Below are 17890 nucleotides of genomic sequence, written 5' to 3' on the forward strand. Positions count from 1 at the left end.
TCCCGCCGTGCCCGGCGCCCCGGCGTGCCTCGTGGCTCACCTGCCCGGACGGTCGCGCAGGTGGCGCGGCACGCCGGACGGCAGGTACGGGCGGGCCGCGGTGACCAGTCGCGCGTACCCCCGGGTGGCCGGCGCGGGCGGCGCCTGGGCCAGGCCGCGCCGGAACGCGGTGAGCTGGCCGGTGGCCCGGGCGGACCCGGACCGGACCGCGTCGAGCAGCGCCTCGCCGGCCACCGCGCACGCCTCGGGCACCGCGCCCAGGCCCAGATGACCGCGGGCCAGCCAGCCGCCGTAGACGGCCGACCGGCGCGGGCGGCCCGGCGCGCCCACCACCGGCGTCAGCAGCGGCACGGCGGCGGCCGGGCGGCCCAGCGCGACGAGCGTGCGCCCGGTCATCGCCGCCAGTTCGGCCGCGTCGAGCCAGTACAGCCAGGGCGGCTCCCGGCCGGGCTCCGGCGTGCCCGCCCGGTCCGCCCCGGCCAGCGCCTGCCCGGCGGCGCGGGCACGCCCGGCGAGCGCGGCGGCGAGCGCCATCCGGTGCAGCAGCAGCGCCCGCAGACCGGGCGTGGCGTCGGCGCGGGCGGCGGCGTACCCGATCCGGGCCAGGACCAGCGCGCCGGCCGGGTCGCCGGCGTCGGCCAGCAGGTGACTGGCCGACGCGAGCACGTGCCCGGCCAGCGGCGGCTGCCCGGCGGCCACCGCCGCCCGCAGCGCCAGCCGGTACGCGACCAGGCCCCCGCCGGGGTCCCCGGCGTCGGCGGCCAGCCAGCCGGCGAGCTGCGCCGACTCGGCGAGCGCGGGCAGTAACCCGCGCCGGCCGGCGGGCCCGGCGCGCCGGTAGCCGCGGACCGCGTGCCGCAGCCGGCGGGCGCCGTGCCCGGCGAGGTCGCCGCCGCCGAGCAGGTCGTCCCAGCGCCGCAGCGTGGCGAGCGTCACCCGGTCCGCCGGGTGACCACGACCGGCGGGCTCGTCCGGCCCGCCCGGTACGCCGAGCGACAAGGCCTCGTCCGCCGGCGTGCCCCCGTCGTCCCGCCCGGGACGGCCGTGCCGCGGCGGCGCGGCGGCGAACGGACCGGTCAGCGTGCGGCCGCCCGGCTCGGCCGCCCAGCGGTACGCGAGCGTGAGCAGGGCCAGCCGGGCCCGGGAGCCGGCCGGGTCGACCATCGCGGGCGCCACGCCCAGCCGGCGGCTGCGGGCGGCGGCCTCGGCCAGCACCTCGCCCGGCAGCCGCAGAACGGTCGCCAGCCAGGCGGACCAGAAGTCGCCGGGAAGCCGCAGCTGGCGCTCCCAGCGGGACACCTCGTTGCGGGTCAGCGTGGGCACGCCGGAGGCGGCGCAGAGCTCGTCGGCCAGCCGCTGCTGGCTCCAGCCACGGGCGGCCCGCAACTCGGCCAGCAGCGGCCCGAGCAGGCGTGGGCCCGGCAGCGGGGACGGGATCATCGGAACCTCCGGGGCGACGGCGCGGATGGCGACGCGGACGCCCGGCCAGGTGGTGGCGCCGGCGCGTCGCCGTCGTGGCGACCCCCGCGCGGGCCCCCGGAACGGCCGTCGGCCGCCCCACCGCGCTGCCGCAGTTCTACCCCCGGGGTACGACGTCGCGCCGGGACAGGTGTTCGCGGGCTGGGAAGATTCCCGGTGCGGCGTGCCGTCCCGGTTACAGTCGGTCCGTGGCGCTCGGTCTTCCCTCGGTCCTTCCCAATCCCCAGCCGGCCATCGGGGAGCTGATCCGTGACGGCCGCCCCACGTTCTCCTTCGAGTTCTTCCCGCCGAAGACTCCGGCCGGGGAGAAGCTGCTCTGGCAGGCCATCCGCGAGCTGGAGTCGCTGCGGCCCTCGTTCGTGTCGATCACCTACGGCGCGGGCGGCTCGACCCGCGACACCACGGTGGCGGTGACCGAACGCATCGCCACCGAGACGACGCTGCTGCCGATGGCGCACCTGACCGCGGTGAACCACTCGGTCGCCGAGCTGCGGCACGTGATCGGCCGGCTGGCCTCGGTCGGGGTCCGCAACGTGCTCGCAGTGCGGGGCGACCCGCCGGGCGACCCGGGCGGCGAGTGGATCGCCCACCCCGAGGGCGTCCGGTACGCCGAGGACCTGGTCCGGCTGGTCCGCGACAGCGGCGACTTCAGCGTCGGCGTGGCCGCGTTCCCGTACAAGCACCCGCGCTCGCCGGACGTGGACAGCGACACCGCGCACTTCGTCCGCAAGTGCCGGGCCGGCGCGGAGTTCGCGATCACCCAGATGTTCTTCGACGCCGACGACTACCTGCGCCTGCGCGACCGGGTCGCCGCCGCCGGCTGCGACACCCCGATCCTGGCCGGGGTGATGCCGGTGACCCAGATCGGCACCATCGAACGCTCGGTGCAGCTGTCCGGCGCGCCGTTCCCGCCCGCCCTGGCGGAGCGGTTCGAGCGGGTGGCCGACGACCCGGAGGCGGTCCGCCGCCTCGGCGTCGAACAGGCGAGCGAGATGTGCGAGAAGCTGCTCGACGAGGGCGTGCCGGGGATCCACTTCATCACGCTCAACCGGTCCCCCGCGACCCGGGAGGTGTGGCAGCGGCTGCGCGCCGCCGCACGGGTGTGACCACCCGCCACACGACACCCGCGCCGTGCTTCTACGGTTGATCCGTGGTGGGCACACAGCTGAACTGGGACCAGTACGCGACCGCGTGGGCGCGGCTGCACGGCGGCTTCGATCCGCGTACCGCCGCGCCGGTGGTGCGCGCCTGGCTGCGCTTCGCCTACCACGTGGGCTACGTGCTGGGCCGGCTGCGCGTCGGCCCCACCCCGGTGACCGTGTTCGGGGTGCTGCTCTGCTTCTGCGTACCCCTGTTCGTGGAGCGGTCCGGCAACGGGCCGTTCCTGGGCGCGTTGTTCGTGCTGCTGGCGGCGGTGGCCGACAGCGTCGACGGCGCGGTGGCGGTCGCGACCGGCCGCACCACCCGGCTGGGCTACGTGTACGACTCGGTCGCCGACCGGCTCGGCGAGGTGGCCTGGCTGATCGCGTTCTGGCTGCTCGGCGCGCCGGGCGCGCTGGTCGCGGCGGCCGGTGGGCTGTCCTGGCTGCACGAGTACGTGCGGGCGCGCGCGGTCTCGGCGGGGATGCGGGAGATCGGCGCGGTGACGGTGGGGGAGCGGCCCACCCGGGTCTGCGTGGCGCTGGTCGGGCTGCTGGTCGCCGGGCTCACCGGGCTGATCGACGCCGACCTGACCGCCGGCACGATCACCATGGCCACCACGGTCTGGGTGCTGCTCGCCGGGTTCGGCCTCGGTCAGTTGCTCTCCGCCGTCCGCCGCGCCCTGGTCGACGCCGGCTGACCGCCGCGCGCCCGTGCGGCGGTCGTCGACCCCTCACCAGGCCGGGCCGACCGCCTCGGCGACGATCTCCGCGGACAACGTCACCATCGGCAGCCCGCCACCCGGGTGACTGGAACCGCCGACCAGCCAGAGCCCGGCCACCGGCCCCCGGTTGGCCGGGCGCAGCAGCCCGCCCGCGGTGCCGTAGATCGCACCGCCCGGCGCGCCGGTGGCCGCGTCCAGGTCGGCCGGGGTACGGATCTCCCGGAACACCAGCCGGTCCCGCACGTCGGCGCCGCGCTCGGCCAGCACGTCCAGGATCCGGTCCGCGTACGCCTCGGCCAGGCCCGGCCGCCGCCAGTCCACAGCGCTCGCGGCGGTGCCGTGGCGGGGCGCGTTGACGAGCACGAACCACGCCTCGTGGCCGTCGGGGCGGACCGCCGGGTCGTCGGCCGCGGTGACGAACACGGTCGGGTCGGGCGCCGGGCGGGCCCGTACCCCGCGACCCGGGTCGCCGAACACGGCGTCGAACTCGGCGTCGTAGTCGCGGGGGAAGAACACGGTGTGGTGGGCCAGCCCGGAGTCGCCGCGTACGCCCAGCAGCAGCACGAAACCGGCCAGGCTGCGGTCGGTGAGCGCGGCCAGCCGGCGCGGGTCGGGCAGCAGGTCCCGGTAGACGGTGAGCGCGTCCACGTTCGCCACCACCACGTCGGCGGGCACCGGTGCGGCGGCCCCGGCCACGCGTACCCCGTGCACCCGCCCGCCCGCGGCGTCGATGCGGGTGACTGTGGCGTCGGTGCGTACCACCACGCCGAGGTCGAGGCAGCGCGACAGCAGCGCGTCGGCGAGCGTGCCCAGTCCGCCGCGCAGGTACCAGCCGCCGTACGCCAGTTCGGCGTAGGGCACGGCGACGAGCGCGGCCGGGGCGCGGCGCGGGTCGGCGCCGGTGTACGTGGCGTACCGGTCCAGCAGCATCCGCAGCCGCGGGTCGGACAGGTGGCGGCGGCCCAGCCCGCGCAGGCTTCGGCCGGGGCCGATGGCGGCCAGGTCGCCCAGCCGCCAGGCCAGCGCGGCCAGGTCGCGGGGCGAGTCGACGGTACGGCGCAGGATGTCCCGGTGCGAGGCCGCCCACACCCGGTCGGCGCGCCGCCACAGCCCGCGCCAGTCGGCGGCGGACCGGTCCCCGAACGCGGCGCCGATCCGGGCGGCGAACTCGTCCGGGTCGGCGCAGGAGTCGAGTGCCTGCCCGCCGCCGGGGAAGACGTGCCGCACGATCGGGTCCAGCGGGACCAGGTCGAGGTATTCGTCGAGCTTCGCCCCGGTCGCCTCGAACAGGTCGTGGAAGACCTGCGGCAGGGTGAACAGGCTCGGCCCGGTGTCGAAGTGCCACACCCCCTCCGGGGTGTGGTGGGCGTACCGGCCGAGCTTCCCCCCGACCGTGCCGGCCCGTTCGAGGACGGTGACCTCGTGCCCGGTGACCGCGAGCCGGGCGGCGGTGGCTAGCCCGCCCACCCCGGCGCCGATGACCACGATGCGCGCCATGGCGTGCCCCTCCTAGGTGACCGGGCGACCCCGCCAGGTGAGCCGGTGTCGCTTCCGCAGATGGTACGACCGGACGGTCAGCCAACCGAGGACCACGACCGATACGGGGTGGCCCAGCGCGTCGGGCCACGCCCGTCCGCCGGTCGCGCGGGCGCTGACCACCCGCCCGGCGACGCCGGCCAGGTAGGCCAGGAACGCCACCGCGGCCACCGCCGGCGCGCCGGCGAGCAGCGCCCCGAGCGCCAGCAGCGGCGGCGCGACGTAGAGCGCGGCCAGCAGCGCCAGCACGGCCGCCGCGGCGGTGGGGTGCCCGAACGTCGCCCACAGCGACTTCGTGTAGCCGTCGCGCAGCTGCGGCCAGGTGTCGTACATCCGGCAGGACGCCAGCCGGGAGCCGTCGGCCAGCGCGATCCGCCCGCCGGCCCGTTTCACCGCCCGGGCCAGCTCGATGTCCTCCAGCACCTTGTCGGCCACCGCCGCGTGCCCGCCGGCCCGCAGGTAGCCGGCCCGGTCCACGACCAGGAACTGCCCGCCCGCCGCGGCCAGCGACGGCCGTCGCGAGCGTTCCATCGCGCGCAGCGGCAGGAACGTCAGCCACAACCACTGCAGCAACGGCTGCACCAGCCGGTCGGCCACCGTCCGCACCACGATCCGGGGGTACGGCGACAGCAGCGCCGCGCCGGCCGCGCGCAACTCGGTCACCGCCGCCGCCACCGCGTACGGGGTGAGCACCACGTCCGCGTCGACGAAGACCAGCACCGCCGGTTCCGGGGCGGTACGGGTGGCGAGCTGCCAGCAGGCGTGCGGCTTGCCCAGCCAGCCCGGCGGCGGGGCGACGCCGGTGAGCAGCGTGACCCGGGGATCGTCGCCGGCCACCGCGCGGACCACGTCGGCGGTGCCGTCGGTCGAGCCGTCGTCGAGCACCACGATCCGCAGGTCCGGCACGCCGCGCTGGGCGAGCAGCGCGCGCAGGCACGGGGTGACCCGCTCGGCCTCGTCGCGCAGCGGCAGCAGCACCGCCACCGGCTCGGTCACCTCGGCCGGGCCGGCGGTGGGACGGCGCAGCCAGGCGTACGCGTTGACCAGCGTGTGCCCGGTGAGCGCGGCGACCGCCACGGCCAGCGCGAGGACGGCGATCATGCCGGGGCGTCGACGCGCGGCGCCGGCTCCGGCGTGCCGGTCCGGTCCCGCCGGCGGGCCCGCCACAGCGTGACCGCCAGCGGCACCGCCGCCACCGCCATTCCGGCCGCGCCCCACAGCGCCGACGCCGGCAGCCGCAGGAACACCGCGTGCGCCAGCACGCTGGAGGCGTACGTCCAGAGGTAGAGCGCGAACATCGGGGCGTCCCGGCCGTCGACCCGGTCCACCGACGGGCCGGCGAGCGGGCGCAGCGCGACGGCGAGCAGTACCGCGAAGCCCAGCCAGCCCAGGTAGTTGCTGACCGGGATGCCGGGTAGCCCGGGCAGCGCCGGGGTGGCGTCGAGCCAGGTCCAGTAGCCCTCGGCCACCATCTGCGGGTCGAGGAACAGGTCCCAGGCGGCCAGCCCGACCGCCGAGAGCGCGATCCGGGCGACCCGGGAACGGACCAGCCGGACCGCGGTGAGCCATGCCGGCCAGGCCATCCAGGTCCAGGCGAGCGGGATGATCAGCGGCACCCCGGCCAGCTTCGGGCCCAGCTCGCCGGAGTAGTCGTAGCTGCCGAACGGGAACCCGGTGGCCACACCGATCGCCTCGACCGCGAACCCGCCGCCGGTGACGACCGCGACCAGCGCGACGGCGGTACGGACGCCCCGGGTGAGCAGCGCGTGACCGACCGAGAGCAGCCAGCCGAGCACCACTGTGGCCACCGTGAGCCCGGCCCGGGTCGCGCCGCCGGTGAGCGGGTAGCAGATCTGGGCGAGTACCAGCACGGCCAGCAGCGCCCAGGGCAGCCGGGCGCGGATCACCGCGCTCACGGGGCGTCCGGCGGGGGCAGCGGCAGGTCCCGGCCGAGCACGCCGAACGGCCGTTCGTCGCCGGGGAAGTGGAAGTGCCGCAGGACGTCGACGAAGCCGAACCGGCGGTACAGCCGCCAGGCCCGGGACTTCTCCTCGTCGGCCTCCGGCGTGGACAGCAGCGTGGTGTCGCCCTCGGCCACGGCGAGCAGTGCGCGCAACTGGCGGGCGCCCAGGCCGTGCCCCTGCGCGGGCGGCCGGACGTGCAGCTCCACCACCTCGAACGGGTGGGCCAGCCAGCGCTGCCGGTCCTGCGCGTTCAGCGCCCGGTGCACCTGGTCGTGCCACCACTGCCCGGTGGCGCCCCGGTAGCCGTACCCGAAACCGGCCAGGTGTCCCTCGCTGGTCAGGCTGGCGACGGCGCGGAAACCGGGCCGTCGGACGTGGGTGGCGATGTAGCCGCGGCGGGCCTCCAGCAGGTCGGGCCGGTAGCCCATCGCCTCGCCGTAGACGGCCACCACGTCGTCCAGCCGCCGGACCAGGTCGTCCGGTGTCCACCGCACCAGCCTCATGCGTGCCCTCTCGATGTTTCCGGGTCGCCTTCGGCGGCGGCCCAGCCCAGCACCGTACGGTCGCCGACCACGTCGCCCACCGCGAACCGCGCGAACAGTTCCTCCGCGTACCAGCCCTCGGTGGGGGTACGGGTGATCGCGGCGCGGTGCTCCGGGGAACGGTACGCGAACGCGACCAGGTCCGCCGGGTCGCGCCACACGCTCACCGTGCCCTGCCAGCCCAGCGGCGCCTCACCGACGCCGAAGCGGGCGAGCAGGCCGGGCGCGGCGTGCAGCTCGGTGGCGACCGGCGGGATCGCGCGCCAGAACGTGGCCGCCCGGCGGGCCCGCAGCCGGGCCCGGGTCAGCGCCAGCACCGGCCCGGTGACCCGGCCGCCGGCCGGCGCGCCGAACGGTTCCCGGCCGGACCACCGGCCGCGGCTGGTCAGCGGGCGCAGGTCGACCCGTACCGCGGCGTCGGCGATCCGGGCCCAGGAGCGGGCGACCGGGGAGGCGTCGAAGCCGGCCGCGTCGGCGGGGGAGTCCCACACCACGAGCGCGGCCCACCGGGTCAGGTCGGCGTCGCCGGGGCCGAAGCCGGTGCCGGTCCCGGTGCCGAGCAGCTTGGCGAAGCGGACCCCGGGCAGCCGGCGCAGCCGCGCCGGGTGGGTGGCCATCCGGCCCAGCACACCGGGTACGGCCCGGCGGGGCACACGCCACACGTGCAGCGTGACGAGTCCGGGGTTCACGCCACCTCGGCCGGGGTGCCGGCGGTGATCCGCAGCAGTTCCGCGTACGTGGTGGGGAACACCGCCCGGGGTACGCCGCCGGCGGCCCACACCTCGTCGTACCCGGCCAGGGCGGTGTCCACGACGGTGCGCAGCGGCGCGGGGTGGCCGACCGGTGCGACGCCGCCGATGACCTGCCCGGTGTGCCGCTTGACGAACTCCGGGGTGGCCCGGCGCAGGTGGGTCACGCCCAGCGTGGCGGCCAGCCCGGCGGTGTCCACCCGGTGCGCGCCGGAGGTGAGCACCAGCAGCGGCGCGTCGTCCGCGTCGAAGATCAGCGAGTTGGCGATGGCGCCGACGGCGACACCGAGCGCCTCGGCCGCCGCGGCGGCGGTGTGCACCGCGTCGGGCAGCAGTCGGACGAGGCTGGCCTCGCCCGATCCGTTCCGCGCGCCCGCGTCGTCGAGCGCGCGCTGCACCGCCTGCACGTTCGGGTGTGGCTGCATGCACCCATTCTTCCCCCACCCCGGTACGCCCCCGCCGGGGGCCGTCGCCCTCCCGTGCGTCCCCGGCGCGTCACACGTTGCGTTTTCGTCGGAGGGGAGGTGTACTGTCAGGGTAGTTAGAACGAGTGTTCGATTCGGCTCACACGGCAAGCGGCTCAGCTCCCCGGCTGGCCCGGCCTGATCCGAGCCGGTTGCGCACCCGTCGAACGCTCCGGAAGCGGTGTTTCGCGGCACCGGCTTCCGGGAGGTGCGGCACCGCGGGCCGCACCGGGTCTCGGACAGTCGCGAGTCCGGGCCCGTCAGGCAGGTCGTCGCCCGCCGCCCACGACCCCCGGGCGGCGGGCGACGGACCCGCCGGCACGCCGGCCGGGTGTGGGTGTGGGGAAGCGTCCACATCCGGCCGGCCGCCACCTGAAAGGGTGCGTCTTCCTCCGCACCGACCGCTCCGGGCGACCGGGCGACGTTCCCCGTCGCGCGACCGCCCGCCCCGGCCACACGCGGAGGAGAGACCCATGCCGACCAGTCCGGCCCAGGCGCCCACGGTGCCCGCGCACGTGCTGCCGCACCGCACCCCCGCCCAGTTGCTCGCGGTGGCCCGCGACGGGCTGGCCGAGGCCGCCCGCACCCGACCCGACGGCCTCCGGTACGCCGCCGCCCACCTCGCGGCGCTGCGCGCCGCCGCCGCCGTGCTCGCCGCCCGGGCCCGTCCCGCGCCCACCCGCCGGCACCGGATCACCAGCGTCTGGGTGCTGCTCGCCACCGTCGCCCCCGAGCTGGACGAGTGGGCCGCCTACTTCGCCGCCGGCGCGAGCAAGCGGGCCGCCGCCGAGGCCGGCATCCCCCGCGTGGTCACCGCCCGCGAGGCCGACGACCTGCTGCGCGCCGCCGAGGAGTTCGTGACGGTGGTGGAGACCGCGCTCGGCCTGGCCCACCAGCCGGCGCTCGACGGACTGCCCCGCCCGCTGCGGCCCGGCGCCTCCGGCTCCCCGCCCCGGCCCGGAGCAGCCGCCGCCTGATTCGTGGCGCCCGGCCGCCACCGGCGGGACCCCGGGTGGCCGGGCGCCGCACCCACGGCACACGCGTGCCGCGCACGACACGATCCACAGCACCATCCACGGGCGGGCCCGTGGCGAAACACGACGGGGGGTTGGTCCGATGGCGGGCCGCATGGTGGTCGGTTCCGCCGCCCTGGCCGATCTGGTCCGTCCGGCGAGCGCGCCCGACCCGGCCGGCGGCCACCGGGTGCTGCCCGTCCGGGCCGAGCTGACCGGGCTGCTGCCCAACCGTGGCCTGCGGCGTGGCAGCACCGTCGCGGTCGGCGCCGGCCAGCCCCGGCGCAGCGGCGCCACCTCGCTGATCCTCGCGTTGCTCGCCGAGGCGTCCCGGGCCGGCTCGTGGTGCGCGGTGGTCGGCGTACCCACCTTCGGGGCCGGCGCCGCCGCCGAGGCGGGCATCGCCCTGGAGCGGCTGGCCCTGGTGCCCGACCCCGGGCCGGAGTGGCCCACAGTGGTCGCCGCGCTCATCGACGGGGTCGACGTGGTGGTCACCGCCGTGCCGGCCACTGTCTCCGCCTCGGTCGCCACCCGGCTGGCCGCCCGCGCCCGGCAACGCGGAAGCGTGCTCGTCCCGTACGGGCGGTGGGACGGTGCGGACGTCACGCTCCAGGTGGTCCGGGGCGTCTGGCAGGGGCTCGGCGCCGGTCGCGGGCGGCTGCGCCGCCGTGAGGTGACCGTCTCGGCCCGGGGCCGGGGCGCCGCTGCCCGCCCCAAGGAGATCAAGGTCTGGCTGCCCGGCGACGAGCTGACCCGGGTGATCCCCCGCTCGGCGGGGCTCGGCGTCCCGTCCGCCGCGCCGTCGCGCCGGCTGCGCGTGGTCGCCCCACCCGCCCGTACGCTCGTCGCGGCCGGTCCGGCGTGAGCGGCGGACCGCAGCGGACGCTGCTGCTCTGGTGCCCGGACTGGCCGGTCCTCGCCGCCGAGATCGTCGACGGGGTGCCCGCCACCGACCCGGTCGTGGTGCTGCACGCCAACCGGGTGATCGCCTGCTCCGAGCGGGCCCGCGCCGAGGGCATCCGGCGTGGGCTGCGCCGCCGCGAGGCGCAGGGGCGCTGCCCGCACCTGACGGTGGTCGACCACGATCCCGGCCGGGACGTGCGCGCGTTCGAGCCGGTGGTGGCCGCCGTGGAGGAGGTGGTCGCCGGCGTCGAGGTGATCCGGCCCGGCGCCTGCGCCACGGCGGCCCGGGGGCCGAGCCGCTACCTCGGCGGCGAGGAGGCGGCGGCCGAGCGGATCGTGGAGCACGTCGCGCAGAGCTGCGCGGTGGAGAGCCAGGCCGGCATCGCCGACGGGGTGTTCGCGGCCGGGCTGGCCGCCCGGGAGGGCCGGATCGTGGCCCCCGGCGGCACCCGCGAGTTCCTGGCCGCCCGGCCGGTCGAGGCGCTCGGCCGGCCCGCGCTGGCCGACCTGCTGCGCCGGCTCGGCGTCCGTACCCTCGGCGACTTCGCGGCGCTGCCGGCCGGGGACGTGCTGGCCCGGTTCGGTTTCGACGGGGCGCTGGCGCACCGGCTCGCCGGCGGCCGGGACGACCGTCCGCTGGCGGTCCGGCAGCCGCCCGCCGACCTCACCGTCACCGCCGACTACGACGAGCCGGTCGACCGGGTCGACGCCGCCGCGTTCGCCGCCCGCATGCTCGCCGAGCGGCTGCACGAGCGGCTGGCCGGGTACGGCCTGGCCTGCACCCGCCTCGGCATCGAGGCGGTCACCGCACACGGCCAGGAACTGCACCGCGTCTGGCGGCACGACGGCCTGCTCACCGCAGCGGCCGTCGCCGACCGGGTCCGTTGGCAGCTCGACGGCTGGCTCTCCGGCAGCAACGGCCGGGGCGGGACACGTCCGGCCCGCCCCACCGCCGGGATCGTCCGGTTGCGGCTGGTGCCGGACGGGGTGCTCGCCCAGGCGGGCCTGCAAGCCGGGCTGTGGGGGGAGACCGGCGAGGAGCGGGAGCGGGCGCACCGCGCGCTGAACCGGGTGCAGGGCATCCTCGGTCCCGAGGCGGTGGTCACCGCCGTGCTCGGCGGCGGACGGTCCCCGGCCGACCAGGTGCGCCTGGTCCCGTGGGGCGACGAGCGGGTGCCCGCCCGCCCCGGCCCGCCACCCGCCGTAGCGCCTCCGGTCCCGGCGTCCCCGGCTCCGGCCGCATCGCCCGTCCCGGGTGTCGGGGCCGCTCCTGGTGCCGCGTCCGCCTCGGTCGTCGTACCGGCTGCGGGTGTGCGTGCCGGGCTGCGTGCCGGGCGGGGCCGGGCGGTGGCCGAGCCGCCGTGGCCGGGGCGGATTCCGCCGCCGTCGCCGGCCGTGGTGCTGCCCACCCCGCTGCCGGCCGACGTGCGTGACGCCGCGGGGGAGCCGGTCGTGGTGAGCGCGCGGCTGGCGGTCAGCGCGGCGCCGGCCCGGATCATCGTCGGCGACGGGCGCCCGGCCGAGATCACCGGCTGGGCCGGGCCGTGGCCGGTGGACGAACGCTGGTGGGCGCCGGTCGAGGCGCGCCGCCGGGCCCGGTTCCAGGTGAGCCTGGCCGACGGTGCCGCCCTGCTGCTCGCGGTCGAGGGCGGCCGGTGGCTGGTGGAGGCGATCTATGACTGAGAGCCAGGCGAGATCTTGGTACGAAAGCGCCCCTCCAGGGGCCGTCTCGTACCAAGATCTCGGGCGGTCGGGTGGTGGGCGAGGCGGGCGCCGGTGAGCTTCCACAACCCGAAGATGCCGTGGTCCAAGCTGGAGCAGGTGCTCTCCGGCCGGGCCGGGGGCGAGCGGCACCTGCACGTGGTCGACCCGCTCGCGGTCGACGCCGACGGCGGCGACTCACCGGCCTGGAGCCGCAAGCGCCAGGAATACCGGCCGCCGGAGCTGGCCCGCCCGGACGGCGTGGTGCCCTACGCGGAGCTGCACGCGCACTCCAACTTCAGCTTCCTCGACGGTGCCAGCCACCCGGAGGAACTGGCCGAGGAGGCGGCTCGGCTCGGGCTGACCGCGCTCGCCGTCACCGACCACGACGGCTTCTACGGCGTGGTGCGCTTCGCCGAGGCGGCCCGCGCGCTGCGGCTGCCGACGATCTTCGGCGCGGAGCTGTCCCTCGGGCTGCCCGGCCCGCAGAACGGCGAGCCCGACCCGCTCGGCCGGCACCTGCTGGTGCTCGCGCACGGGCACGAGGGGTACGCGCGCCTGGCCGCCACCATCTCCCGGGCCCAGTTGCGCGGCGGGGAGAAGGGCCGTCCGGTCTACGGCGAGCTGGAGGAGATCGCCGCCGAGCTGCGCGACCACGTGCTGGTGCTCACCGGCTGCCGCAAGGGGCACGTGCCCGCGGCGCTGCTCACCGAGGGGGTCGACGCGGCGGCCCGGGAACTGGACCGGCTCACCGCGCTGTTCGGCGCGGAGACGGTGGCGGTGGAGCTGACCGACCACGGCCACCCGGTCGACGCCGACCGCAACGACGCGCTCGCCGACCTGGCCGCCGCGGCCGGGCTGCCCACCGTCGCCACGAACAACGTGCACTACGCCACCCCGGGACGGCGTCGGCTGGCCACCACCGTCGCGGCGGTCCGGGCCCGGCGCAGCCTCGACGAGATCGACGGCTGGCTGCCCGCCGCGGCCACCGCCCACCTGCGCAGCGGCGCGGAGATGGCGGCGCGGTTCGCCGCGTACCCGGGCGCTGTGGCACGGGCCGCCGAGTACGGCGCGGAACTCGCCTTCGACCTGCAGCTCGTGGCGCCGCAGCTGCCGGCGTACCCGGTGCCGCCCGGGCACACCGAGATGAGCTGGCTGCGCCGGCTGACCATGGACGGCGCCCGCGAGCGCTACGGCCCGCCCGAGGCGCACCCGGAGGCGTACGCGCAGCTGGAACACGAGCTGCGGATGATCGAAGACCTCGGTTTCCCCGGCTACTTCCTGGTGGTCTACGACATCGTCGCGTTCTGCCGTGCGCAGGACATCTACTGCCAGGGCCGGGGATCGGCGGCCAACTCGGCGGTCTGCTACGCGCTGCGCATCACAAACGTGGACGCGGTCCGGCACCGGCTGCTGTTCGAACGGTTCCTCGCCCCGGAACGCGACGGCCCGCCCGACATCGACGTGGACATCGAGTCCGACCGCCGGGAGGAGGTGATCCAGCACGTCTACGCCCGCTACGGCCGGGAGCACACCGCCCAGGTCGCCAACGTCATCTCGTACCGGCCCCGGTCGGCGGTGCGGGACGTGGCGAAGGCGTTCGGCTTCTCGCCCGGCCAGCAGGACGCCTGGAGCAAGCAGATCGACAGGTGGGGCTCGGTCGCCGCGGTCGACGTGGCGGACATCCCCGAGCAGGTGGTCGCGTACGCCAACGAGCTGCAGACCTTCCCCCGGCACCTGGGCATCCACTCCGGCGGCATGGTGATCTGCGACCGGCCGGTGATCGAGGTGTGCCCGGTGGAGTGGGGCCGGATGCCCGGCCGCAGCGTGCTCCAGTGGGACAAGGACGACTGCGCCGCCGTCGGCCTGGTCAAGTTCGACCTGCTCGGCCTCGGCATGCTCTCGGCGCTGCACTACGGCTACGACCTGATCGGCTCCCGCCTCGACCTGGGCGACATGACGCTGGACGACCCCGAGGTCTACGACATGCTCTGCCGGGCCGACTCGGTGGGCGTGTTCCAGGTGGAGAGCCGCGCCCAGATGGCCACGCTGCCCCGGCTCAAGCCGCGCGAGTTCTACGACCTGGTGGTGGAGGTGGCGCTGATCCGGCCCGGCCCGATCCAGGGCGGCTCGGTGCACCCGTACATCAGGCGCAAGAACGGCCAGGAGCCGGTCACGTACGCGCACCCGCTGATGCGCAACGCGCTGGAGAAGACGCTCGGCGTGCCGCTGTTCCAGGAGCAGCTCATGCAGCTCGCCATCGACCTGGCCGGGTTCGACGCGGCGGGTGCCGACCAGCTGCGCCGGGCCATGGGGGCGAAGCGGTCGGTGGAGCGGATGGCGCAGATCGCCGACCGGCTCTACGCCGGGATGGCCGAGCGGGGCATCACCGGCGAGCTGGCCGACGACGTGTACCGCAAGCTCACCGCGTTCGCCAGCTACGGCTTCCCGGAGAGCCACGCGATGAGCTTCGCCTACCTGGTGTACGCCAGCTCGTGGCTCAAGCGCTACCACCCGGGCCCGTTCCTGGCCGCGCTGCTCAACGCCCAGCCGATGGGCTTCTACTCGCCGCAGACACTCGCCGACGACGCCCGCCGGCACGGCGTGGAGGTGCGCCGGCCGGACATCAACGCCAGCGGCGCCAAGGCGGTGCTGGAGTCCACGCCGGAAACCCGGTGGGGCAGCGTGCCGGGGGAGCCGCCGCACGCCTGGGGGCTGGGCGGCCCGGCGGTACGGCTCGGGCTGGGCAGCGTCCGTACCCTCGGCGAGGACGTGGCCGAGCGGATCGAGGCGGAACGCGCCGCGCACGGGGCGTACCGGGACATGCCGGACCTGGCCCGCCGCGTCGGTCTCACCGCCACGCAGCTGGAGGCGCTGGCCACCGCCGACGCGTTCGCCTGTTTCGGGCTGACCCGGCGGCAGGCCCTCTGGGCCGCCGGCGCGGCGGCCCAGGACCGGCCCGGCCGGCTGCCCGGCACGGTGACCGGCGCGGACCCGCCCACCCTGCCCGGCATGGCCGCGGTGGACCGCCTGGTCGCCGACGTCTGGGCCACCGGCCTGTCCCCGGAGAGCCACCCGGCCCGGTTCATCCGGGACCGCCTCGACGAACTGGGCGCGGTGCCGATCGCCCGCCTCGGCCAGGTGCCACCCGGGCAGCGGATCCGGGTCGGCGGGATCGTCACCCACCGGCAGCGCCCGGCGACCGCCGGCGGCGTCACGTTCCTCAACCTGGAGGACGAGACCGGGATGCTCAATGTCACTTGCTCCCCCGGGCTGTGGCAGAGATACCGTCGAATCGCCCGCACCAGCGGAGCACTCGTGGTGCGGGGCCGGCTGCAGCGGCACGAGGGCGTCACGAACCTCACCGCGGACCGGCTGGACGCGATCGAGCCCCCCGTCACACCGGCATCCAGGGATTTCCGTTGATGGAGTGATCCACATTACGGTTTCCGTGAGCCGGAGGCGGGAGACTCCCGACGCGGGTGGGCAGAGTGGCCCACCCGGGGTATGGGGGATGAACAGATGACCTTTCACCGCACGAACGCCGGTGGCGTGGCGAACGCCCGACGGACCCGCCTCGGCGCCGACTGGGCGCCCACCCACGAGGCCGAGCCGCGGGAATACCAGGTGACCGACGGCCCGGTGGCCAACCACCAGCGTTCCCGCGCCGAGGACGACCCCGCCGGCGGCGGCGAGTCCTGAACCCGGGCCGGGGGGTGACTAGGCTCGGCGCGTGGAGCAGATCCGAACCCTCACCCCCCGCACCGCCGTCATCTGGTCGGTGCTCCGGGCCGAGCTGGACCGGCGGGCCGGCGAACGACTCTCCGTGCTCGACGTCGGCGGCGGGACCGGCGGCTTCGCCGTCCCGCTCGCCGAGGCCGGTCACCGGGTCACAGTGGTCGACGCCAGCCCCGACGCGCTCGCCGCGCTGACCCGCCGGGCCGCCGAGGCCGGGGTCGCCGATCGGGTACGCGCGACGCAGGGCGACGCCGACGCGCTCACCGGACTCGTCGAACCGGCCACCGTGGACCTGGTGCTCTGCCACTCCGTCCTCGAGGTGGTCGACGACCCGGAACCGGTGATGTCCGCGCTGGTCACCGCGTTGCGGCCAGGTGGCGCGGCGAGCGTGCTCGTCGCCGGCCGGGCCGCCGCCGTGTTCGGCCGGGCGATGAACGGGCAACTGGACGCCGCCGCCGCGCTCGCCGCCGACCCGCACGGCACCACCGGCAGCCGGGACACGCTGCGCCGCCGCTACGACGCCACCGACGCGACCGCGCTGCTCACCGCCGCCGGCCTCGTCGTGGAGGAGATCCACGGGGTACGCGTGCTCGCCGACCTTCTCCCGGCCGCGGTGGCCGACGGCCAGCAGGCCGCCCTGGTGGAGCTGGAGCGCGCCCTCGCAGCCCGGTCCCCGTACCGGGATCTCGCCGCCCAGCTGCACCTGTTCGCCCGCCGCCCGGCATGACCGGTCCGGCTCCCGATCCGACGCCCGGCCCGGCTCCCGGCCCGCTGGACCGGGTGGCGCCGCGCTACGACGGCGGCGCCCTGACCGACGTGCTGCCCAGCGCGCTGGCGCTGCTCGGCGTACCGGGCGCGGCCGACCGGCTCGGCCTGACCCCGCGCCTGGCCGGGGTACGCCGGATCGCGGTACTGCTCATCGACGGCCTCGGCTGGTACCAGATCCCCACCGCCGCCCCGTACGCCCCGACGCTCGCCGGCCTGGCCGCCACCGCCGGCCGGCCGCTCACCACCGGCTTCCCGTCCACCACCCCGACCAGCCTGGTCAGCCTCGGCACCGGCACCCCGTCGGGCGCGCACGGCGTACTCGGCTTCACGGTCCGGGTGCCCGGCACCGACCGGGTGCTCAACCACGTCGACTGGGCCGGCGACCCCGATCCGGTGAGCTGGCAGCCGGTGCCCACCTGGTACCAGCGGGCGCGCGCCGCCGGGGTCGCGGTGACTGTGGTCAGCCGTCCCGAGTTCGCCGGCAGCGGCCTCACGCTCGCCGCCAACCGGGGCGGCGACTACCGGGGCGCGGCAGGCGTGGACGCGCTCGCCGCCCGGATGCTGGCGGCGCTCGCCGCCGGGAACGGGCCCGCACTCGTCTCCGGCTACCACCCCGACCTGGACCGGCACGGGCACCTCAGCGGCGTCGACTCCGCGCCCTGGCGGACCGCCGCCGCCGAGGTGGACATCCTGCTGGCCCGGCTCGTCGACGGGCTGCCGCCGGACGCCGCGTTGCTGGTCACCGCCGACCACGGCCAGCTCGACGTGCCCGCCGGGCACCGGATCGACCTGGACACCGACCCCCGGCTGCGGGCCGGGGTACGGGTCGTCGCCGGTGAGCCCCGGGTCCGCTACCTGCACGTCGAGCCGGGCGCCGAGGCCGACGTGGTGGCCGCCTGGACCGAGGTGCTGGGCCCGGCCGCGCAGGTGCTGACCCGCGCCGAGGCGGTGGCGACCGGCTGGTTCGGGCCGGTGCCCGAGGCACACCTGACCCGCATCGGCGACGTGGTGGTGGTCTGCCGGGACACGTACGCGGTGGTCGCCACCCGCTCCGAACCGCCGATGGCGTCGCGGCTGGTGGCGTACCACGGCGCGGACACCGCCGCCGAGATGACAGTCCCGCTGCTTGTGGTCCGGGGCTAACGGGCCCGGTCCTGGCCGGTGCGTGG

General features: G+C 76.9%; 16 protein-coding genes. 9 read left to right on the forward strand and 7 right to left on the reverse strand.

All coding sequences use genetic code 11. The features are described from left to right. Window positions 1–36 precede the first annotated feature (36 nt). Window positions 37–1440: a helix-turn-helix transcriptional regulator gene (locus IRY44_RS16145; RefSeq protein WP_194801196.1), complete on the reverse strand. Its 1404-nt coding sequence runs from the start codon at window positions 1438–1440 to the stop codon at window positions 37–39. Between the two features lie 227 nt (window positions 1441–1667). Here IRY44_RS16145 and metF point away from each other — a divergent pair, with 227 nt between their 5' ends. Further along, complete coding sequence (gene metF / locus IRY44_RS16150; RefSeq protein WP_194801197.1) at window positions 1668–2585, forward strand: methylenetetrahydrofolate reductase [NAD(P)H]; 918 nt, start codon at window positions 1668–1670, stop codon at window positions 2583–2585. A 44-nt stretch (window positions 2586–2629) separates the two neighbouring features. After that, window positions 2630–3319: a CDP-alcohol phosphatidyltransferase family protein gene (locus IRY44_RS16155; RefSeq protein ID WP_194801198.1), complete on the forward strand. Its 690-nt coding sequence runs from the start codon at window positions 2630–2632 to the stop codon at window positions 3317–3319. 33 nt (window positions 3320–3352) lie between these two features. Here the strand turns inward: IRY44_RS16155 and IRY44_RS16160 are convergent, their stop codons facing one another. Genes IRY44_RS16160 through IRY44_RS16185 form a run of 6 tightly spaced genes read right to left on the reverse strand, consistent with a single transcriptional unit; the run spans window position 3353 to window position 8559 of the window. After that, on the reverse strand, window positions 3353–4840 hold the full coding sequence (locus IRY44_RS16160; protein ID WP_194801199.1) for an NAD(P)/FAD-dependent oxidoreductase: 1488 nt from the start codon (window positions 4838–4840) through the stop codon (window positions 3353–3355). A gap of 12 nt (window positions 4841–4852) precedes the next feature. After that, window positions 4853–5980, reverse strand: a complete 1128-nt coding sequence (locus IRY44_RS16165) for a glycosyltransferase family 2 protein (RefSeq protein ID WP_194801200.1) — start codon at window positions 5978–5980, stop codon at window positions 4853–4855. Then, a complete protein-coding gene (locus IRY44_RS16170) occupies window positions 5977–6786 on the reverse strand; it encodes a carotenoid biosynthesis protein (RefSeq protein ID WP_194801302.1) in 810 nt (269 codons plus the stop codon). The genes IRY44_RS16165 and IRY44_RS16170 overlap by 4 nt, the downstream gene beginning before the upstream one ends. A 5-nt stretch (window positions 6787–6791) precedes the next feature. Then, the gene (locus IRY44_RS16175) at window positions 6792–7346 is read right to left on the reverse strand and encodes a GNAT family N-acetyltransferase (protein WP_120568805.1); all 555 of its coding nucleotides are present in this window, start codon (window positions 7344–7346) and stop codon (window positions 6792–6794) included. After that, a complete protein-coding gene (locus IRY44_RS16180; protein ID WP_194801201.1) occupies window positions 7343–8074 on the reverse strand; it encodes a monooxygenase in 732 nt (243 codons plus the stop codon). The genes IRY44_RS16175 and IRY44_RS16180 overlap by 4 nt, the downstream gene beginning before the upstream one ends. After that, the gene (locus IRY44_RS16185; protein ID WP_135241301.1) at window positions 8071–8559 is read right to left on the reverse strand and encodes a YbaK/EbsC family protein; all 489 of its coding nucleotides are present in this window, start codon (window positions 8557–8559) and stop codon (window positions 8071–8073) included. The genes IRY44_RS16180 and IRY44_RS16185 overlap by 4 nt, the downstream gene beginning before the upstream one ends. Window positions 8560–9071: 512 nt before the next feature. Here IRY44_RS16185 and IRY44_RS16190 point away from each other — a divergent pair. From IRY44_RS16190 to IRY44_RS16220, 7 genes are all read left to right on the forward strand, one after another. Further along, window positions 9072–9575 (forward strand): SAV_6107 family HEPN domain-containing protein, encoded by a 504-nt coding sequence (locus IRY44_RS16190; RefSeq protein ID WP_194801202.1) that lies wholly within the window; start codon window positions 9072–9074, stop codon window positions 9573–9575. 139 nt (window positions 9576–9714) lie between these two features. Next, entirely contained in the window at window positions 9715–10476 is a 762-nt protein-coding gene (locus IRY44_RS16195; protein WP_194801203.1) for a hypothetical protein, read from the forward strand. Continuing rightward, on the forward strand, window positions 10473–12197 hold the full coding sequence (locus tag IRY44_RS16200; protein ID WP_194801204.1) for a DNA polymerase Y family protein: 1725 nt from the start codon (window positions 10473–10475) through the stop codon (window positions 12195–12197). The genes IRY44_RS16195 and IRY44_RS16200 overlap by 4 nt, the downstream gene beginning before the upstream one ends. Before the next feature lie 93 nt (window positions 12198–12290). Next, the gene (locus IRY44_RS16205) at window positions 12291–15641 is read left to right on the forward strand and encodes an error-prone DNA polymerase (protein WP_194801205.1); all 3351 of its coding nucleotides are present in this window, start codon (window positions 12291–12293) and stop codon (window positions 15639–15641) included. Window positions 15642–15737: 96 nt separating this feature from the next. Then, entirely contained in the window at window positions 15738–15917 is a 180-nt protein-coding gene (locus IRY44_RS16210) for a hypothetical protein (RefSeq protein ID WP_013287622.1), read from the forward strand. 31 nt (window positions 15918–15948) lie between these two features. Further along, the gene (locus IRY44_RS16215) at window positions 15949–16680 is read left to right on the forward strand and encodes a methyltransferase domain-containing protein (RefSeq protein WP_194801206.1); all 732 of its coding nucleotides are present in this window, start codon (window positions 15949–15951) and stop codon (window positions 16678–16680) included. After that, the gene (locus tag IRY44_RS16220; protein WP_194801207.1) at window positions 16677–17864 is read left to right on the forward strand and encodes an alkaline phosphatase family protein; all 1188 of its coding nucleotides are present in this window, start codon (window positions 16677–16679) and stop codon (window positions 17862–17864) included. The genes IRY44_RS16215 and IRY44_RS16220 overlap by 4 nt, the downstream gene beginning before the upstream one ends. Window positions 17865–17890: the final 26 nt, after the last annotated feature.

This window comes from Micromonospora sp. ANENR4 (assembly GCF_015354395.1).
Taxonomy (GTDB): Bacteria; Actinomycetota; Actinomycetes; order Mycobacteriales; family Micromonosporaceae; genus Micromonospora; species Micromonospora aurantiaca.

Coding starts and splice junctions, on each gene's coding strand:
- IRY44_RS16145 (WP_194801196.1), bottom strand. CDS start 1,440: ATGATCCCGTCCCCGCTGCCGGGCCCACGCCTGCTCGGGCCGCTGCTG.
- IRY44_RS16160 (WP_194801199.1), bottom strand. CDS start 4,840: ATGGCGCGCATCGTGGTCATCGGCGCCGGGGTGGGCGGGCTAGCCACC.
- IRY44_RS16165 (WP_194801200.1), bottom strand. CDS start 5,980: ATGATCGCCGTCCTCGCGCTGGCCGTGGCGGTCGCCGCGCTCACCGGG.
- IRY44_RS16175 (WP_120568805.1), bottom strand. CDS start 7,346: ATGAGGCTGGTGCGGTGGACACCGGACGACCTGGTCCGGCGGCTGGAC.
- IRY44_RS16185 (WP_135241301.1), bottom strand. CDS start 8,559: ATGCAGCCACACCCGAACGTGCAGGCGGTGCAGCGCGCGCTCGACGAC.
- IRY44_RS16190 (WP_194801202.1), top strand. CDS start 9,072: ATGCCGACCAGTCCGGCCCAGGCGCCCACGGTGCCCGCGCACGTGCTG.
- IRY44_RS16195 (WP_194801203.1), top strand. CDS start 9,715: ATGGCGGGCCGCATGGTGGTCGGTTCCGCCGCCCTGGCCGATCTGGTC.
- IRY44_RS16210 (WP_013287622.1), top strand. CDS start 15,738: ATGACCTTTCACCGCACGAACGCCGGTGGCGTGGCGAACGCCCGACGG.
- IRY44_RS16220 (WP_194801207.1), top strand. CDS start 16,677: ATGACCGGTCCGGCTCCCGATCCGACGCCCGGCCCGGCTCCCGGCCCG.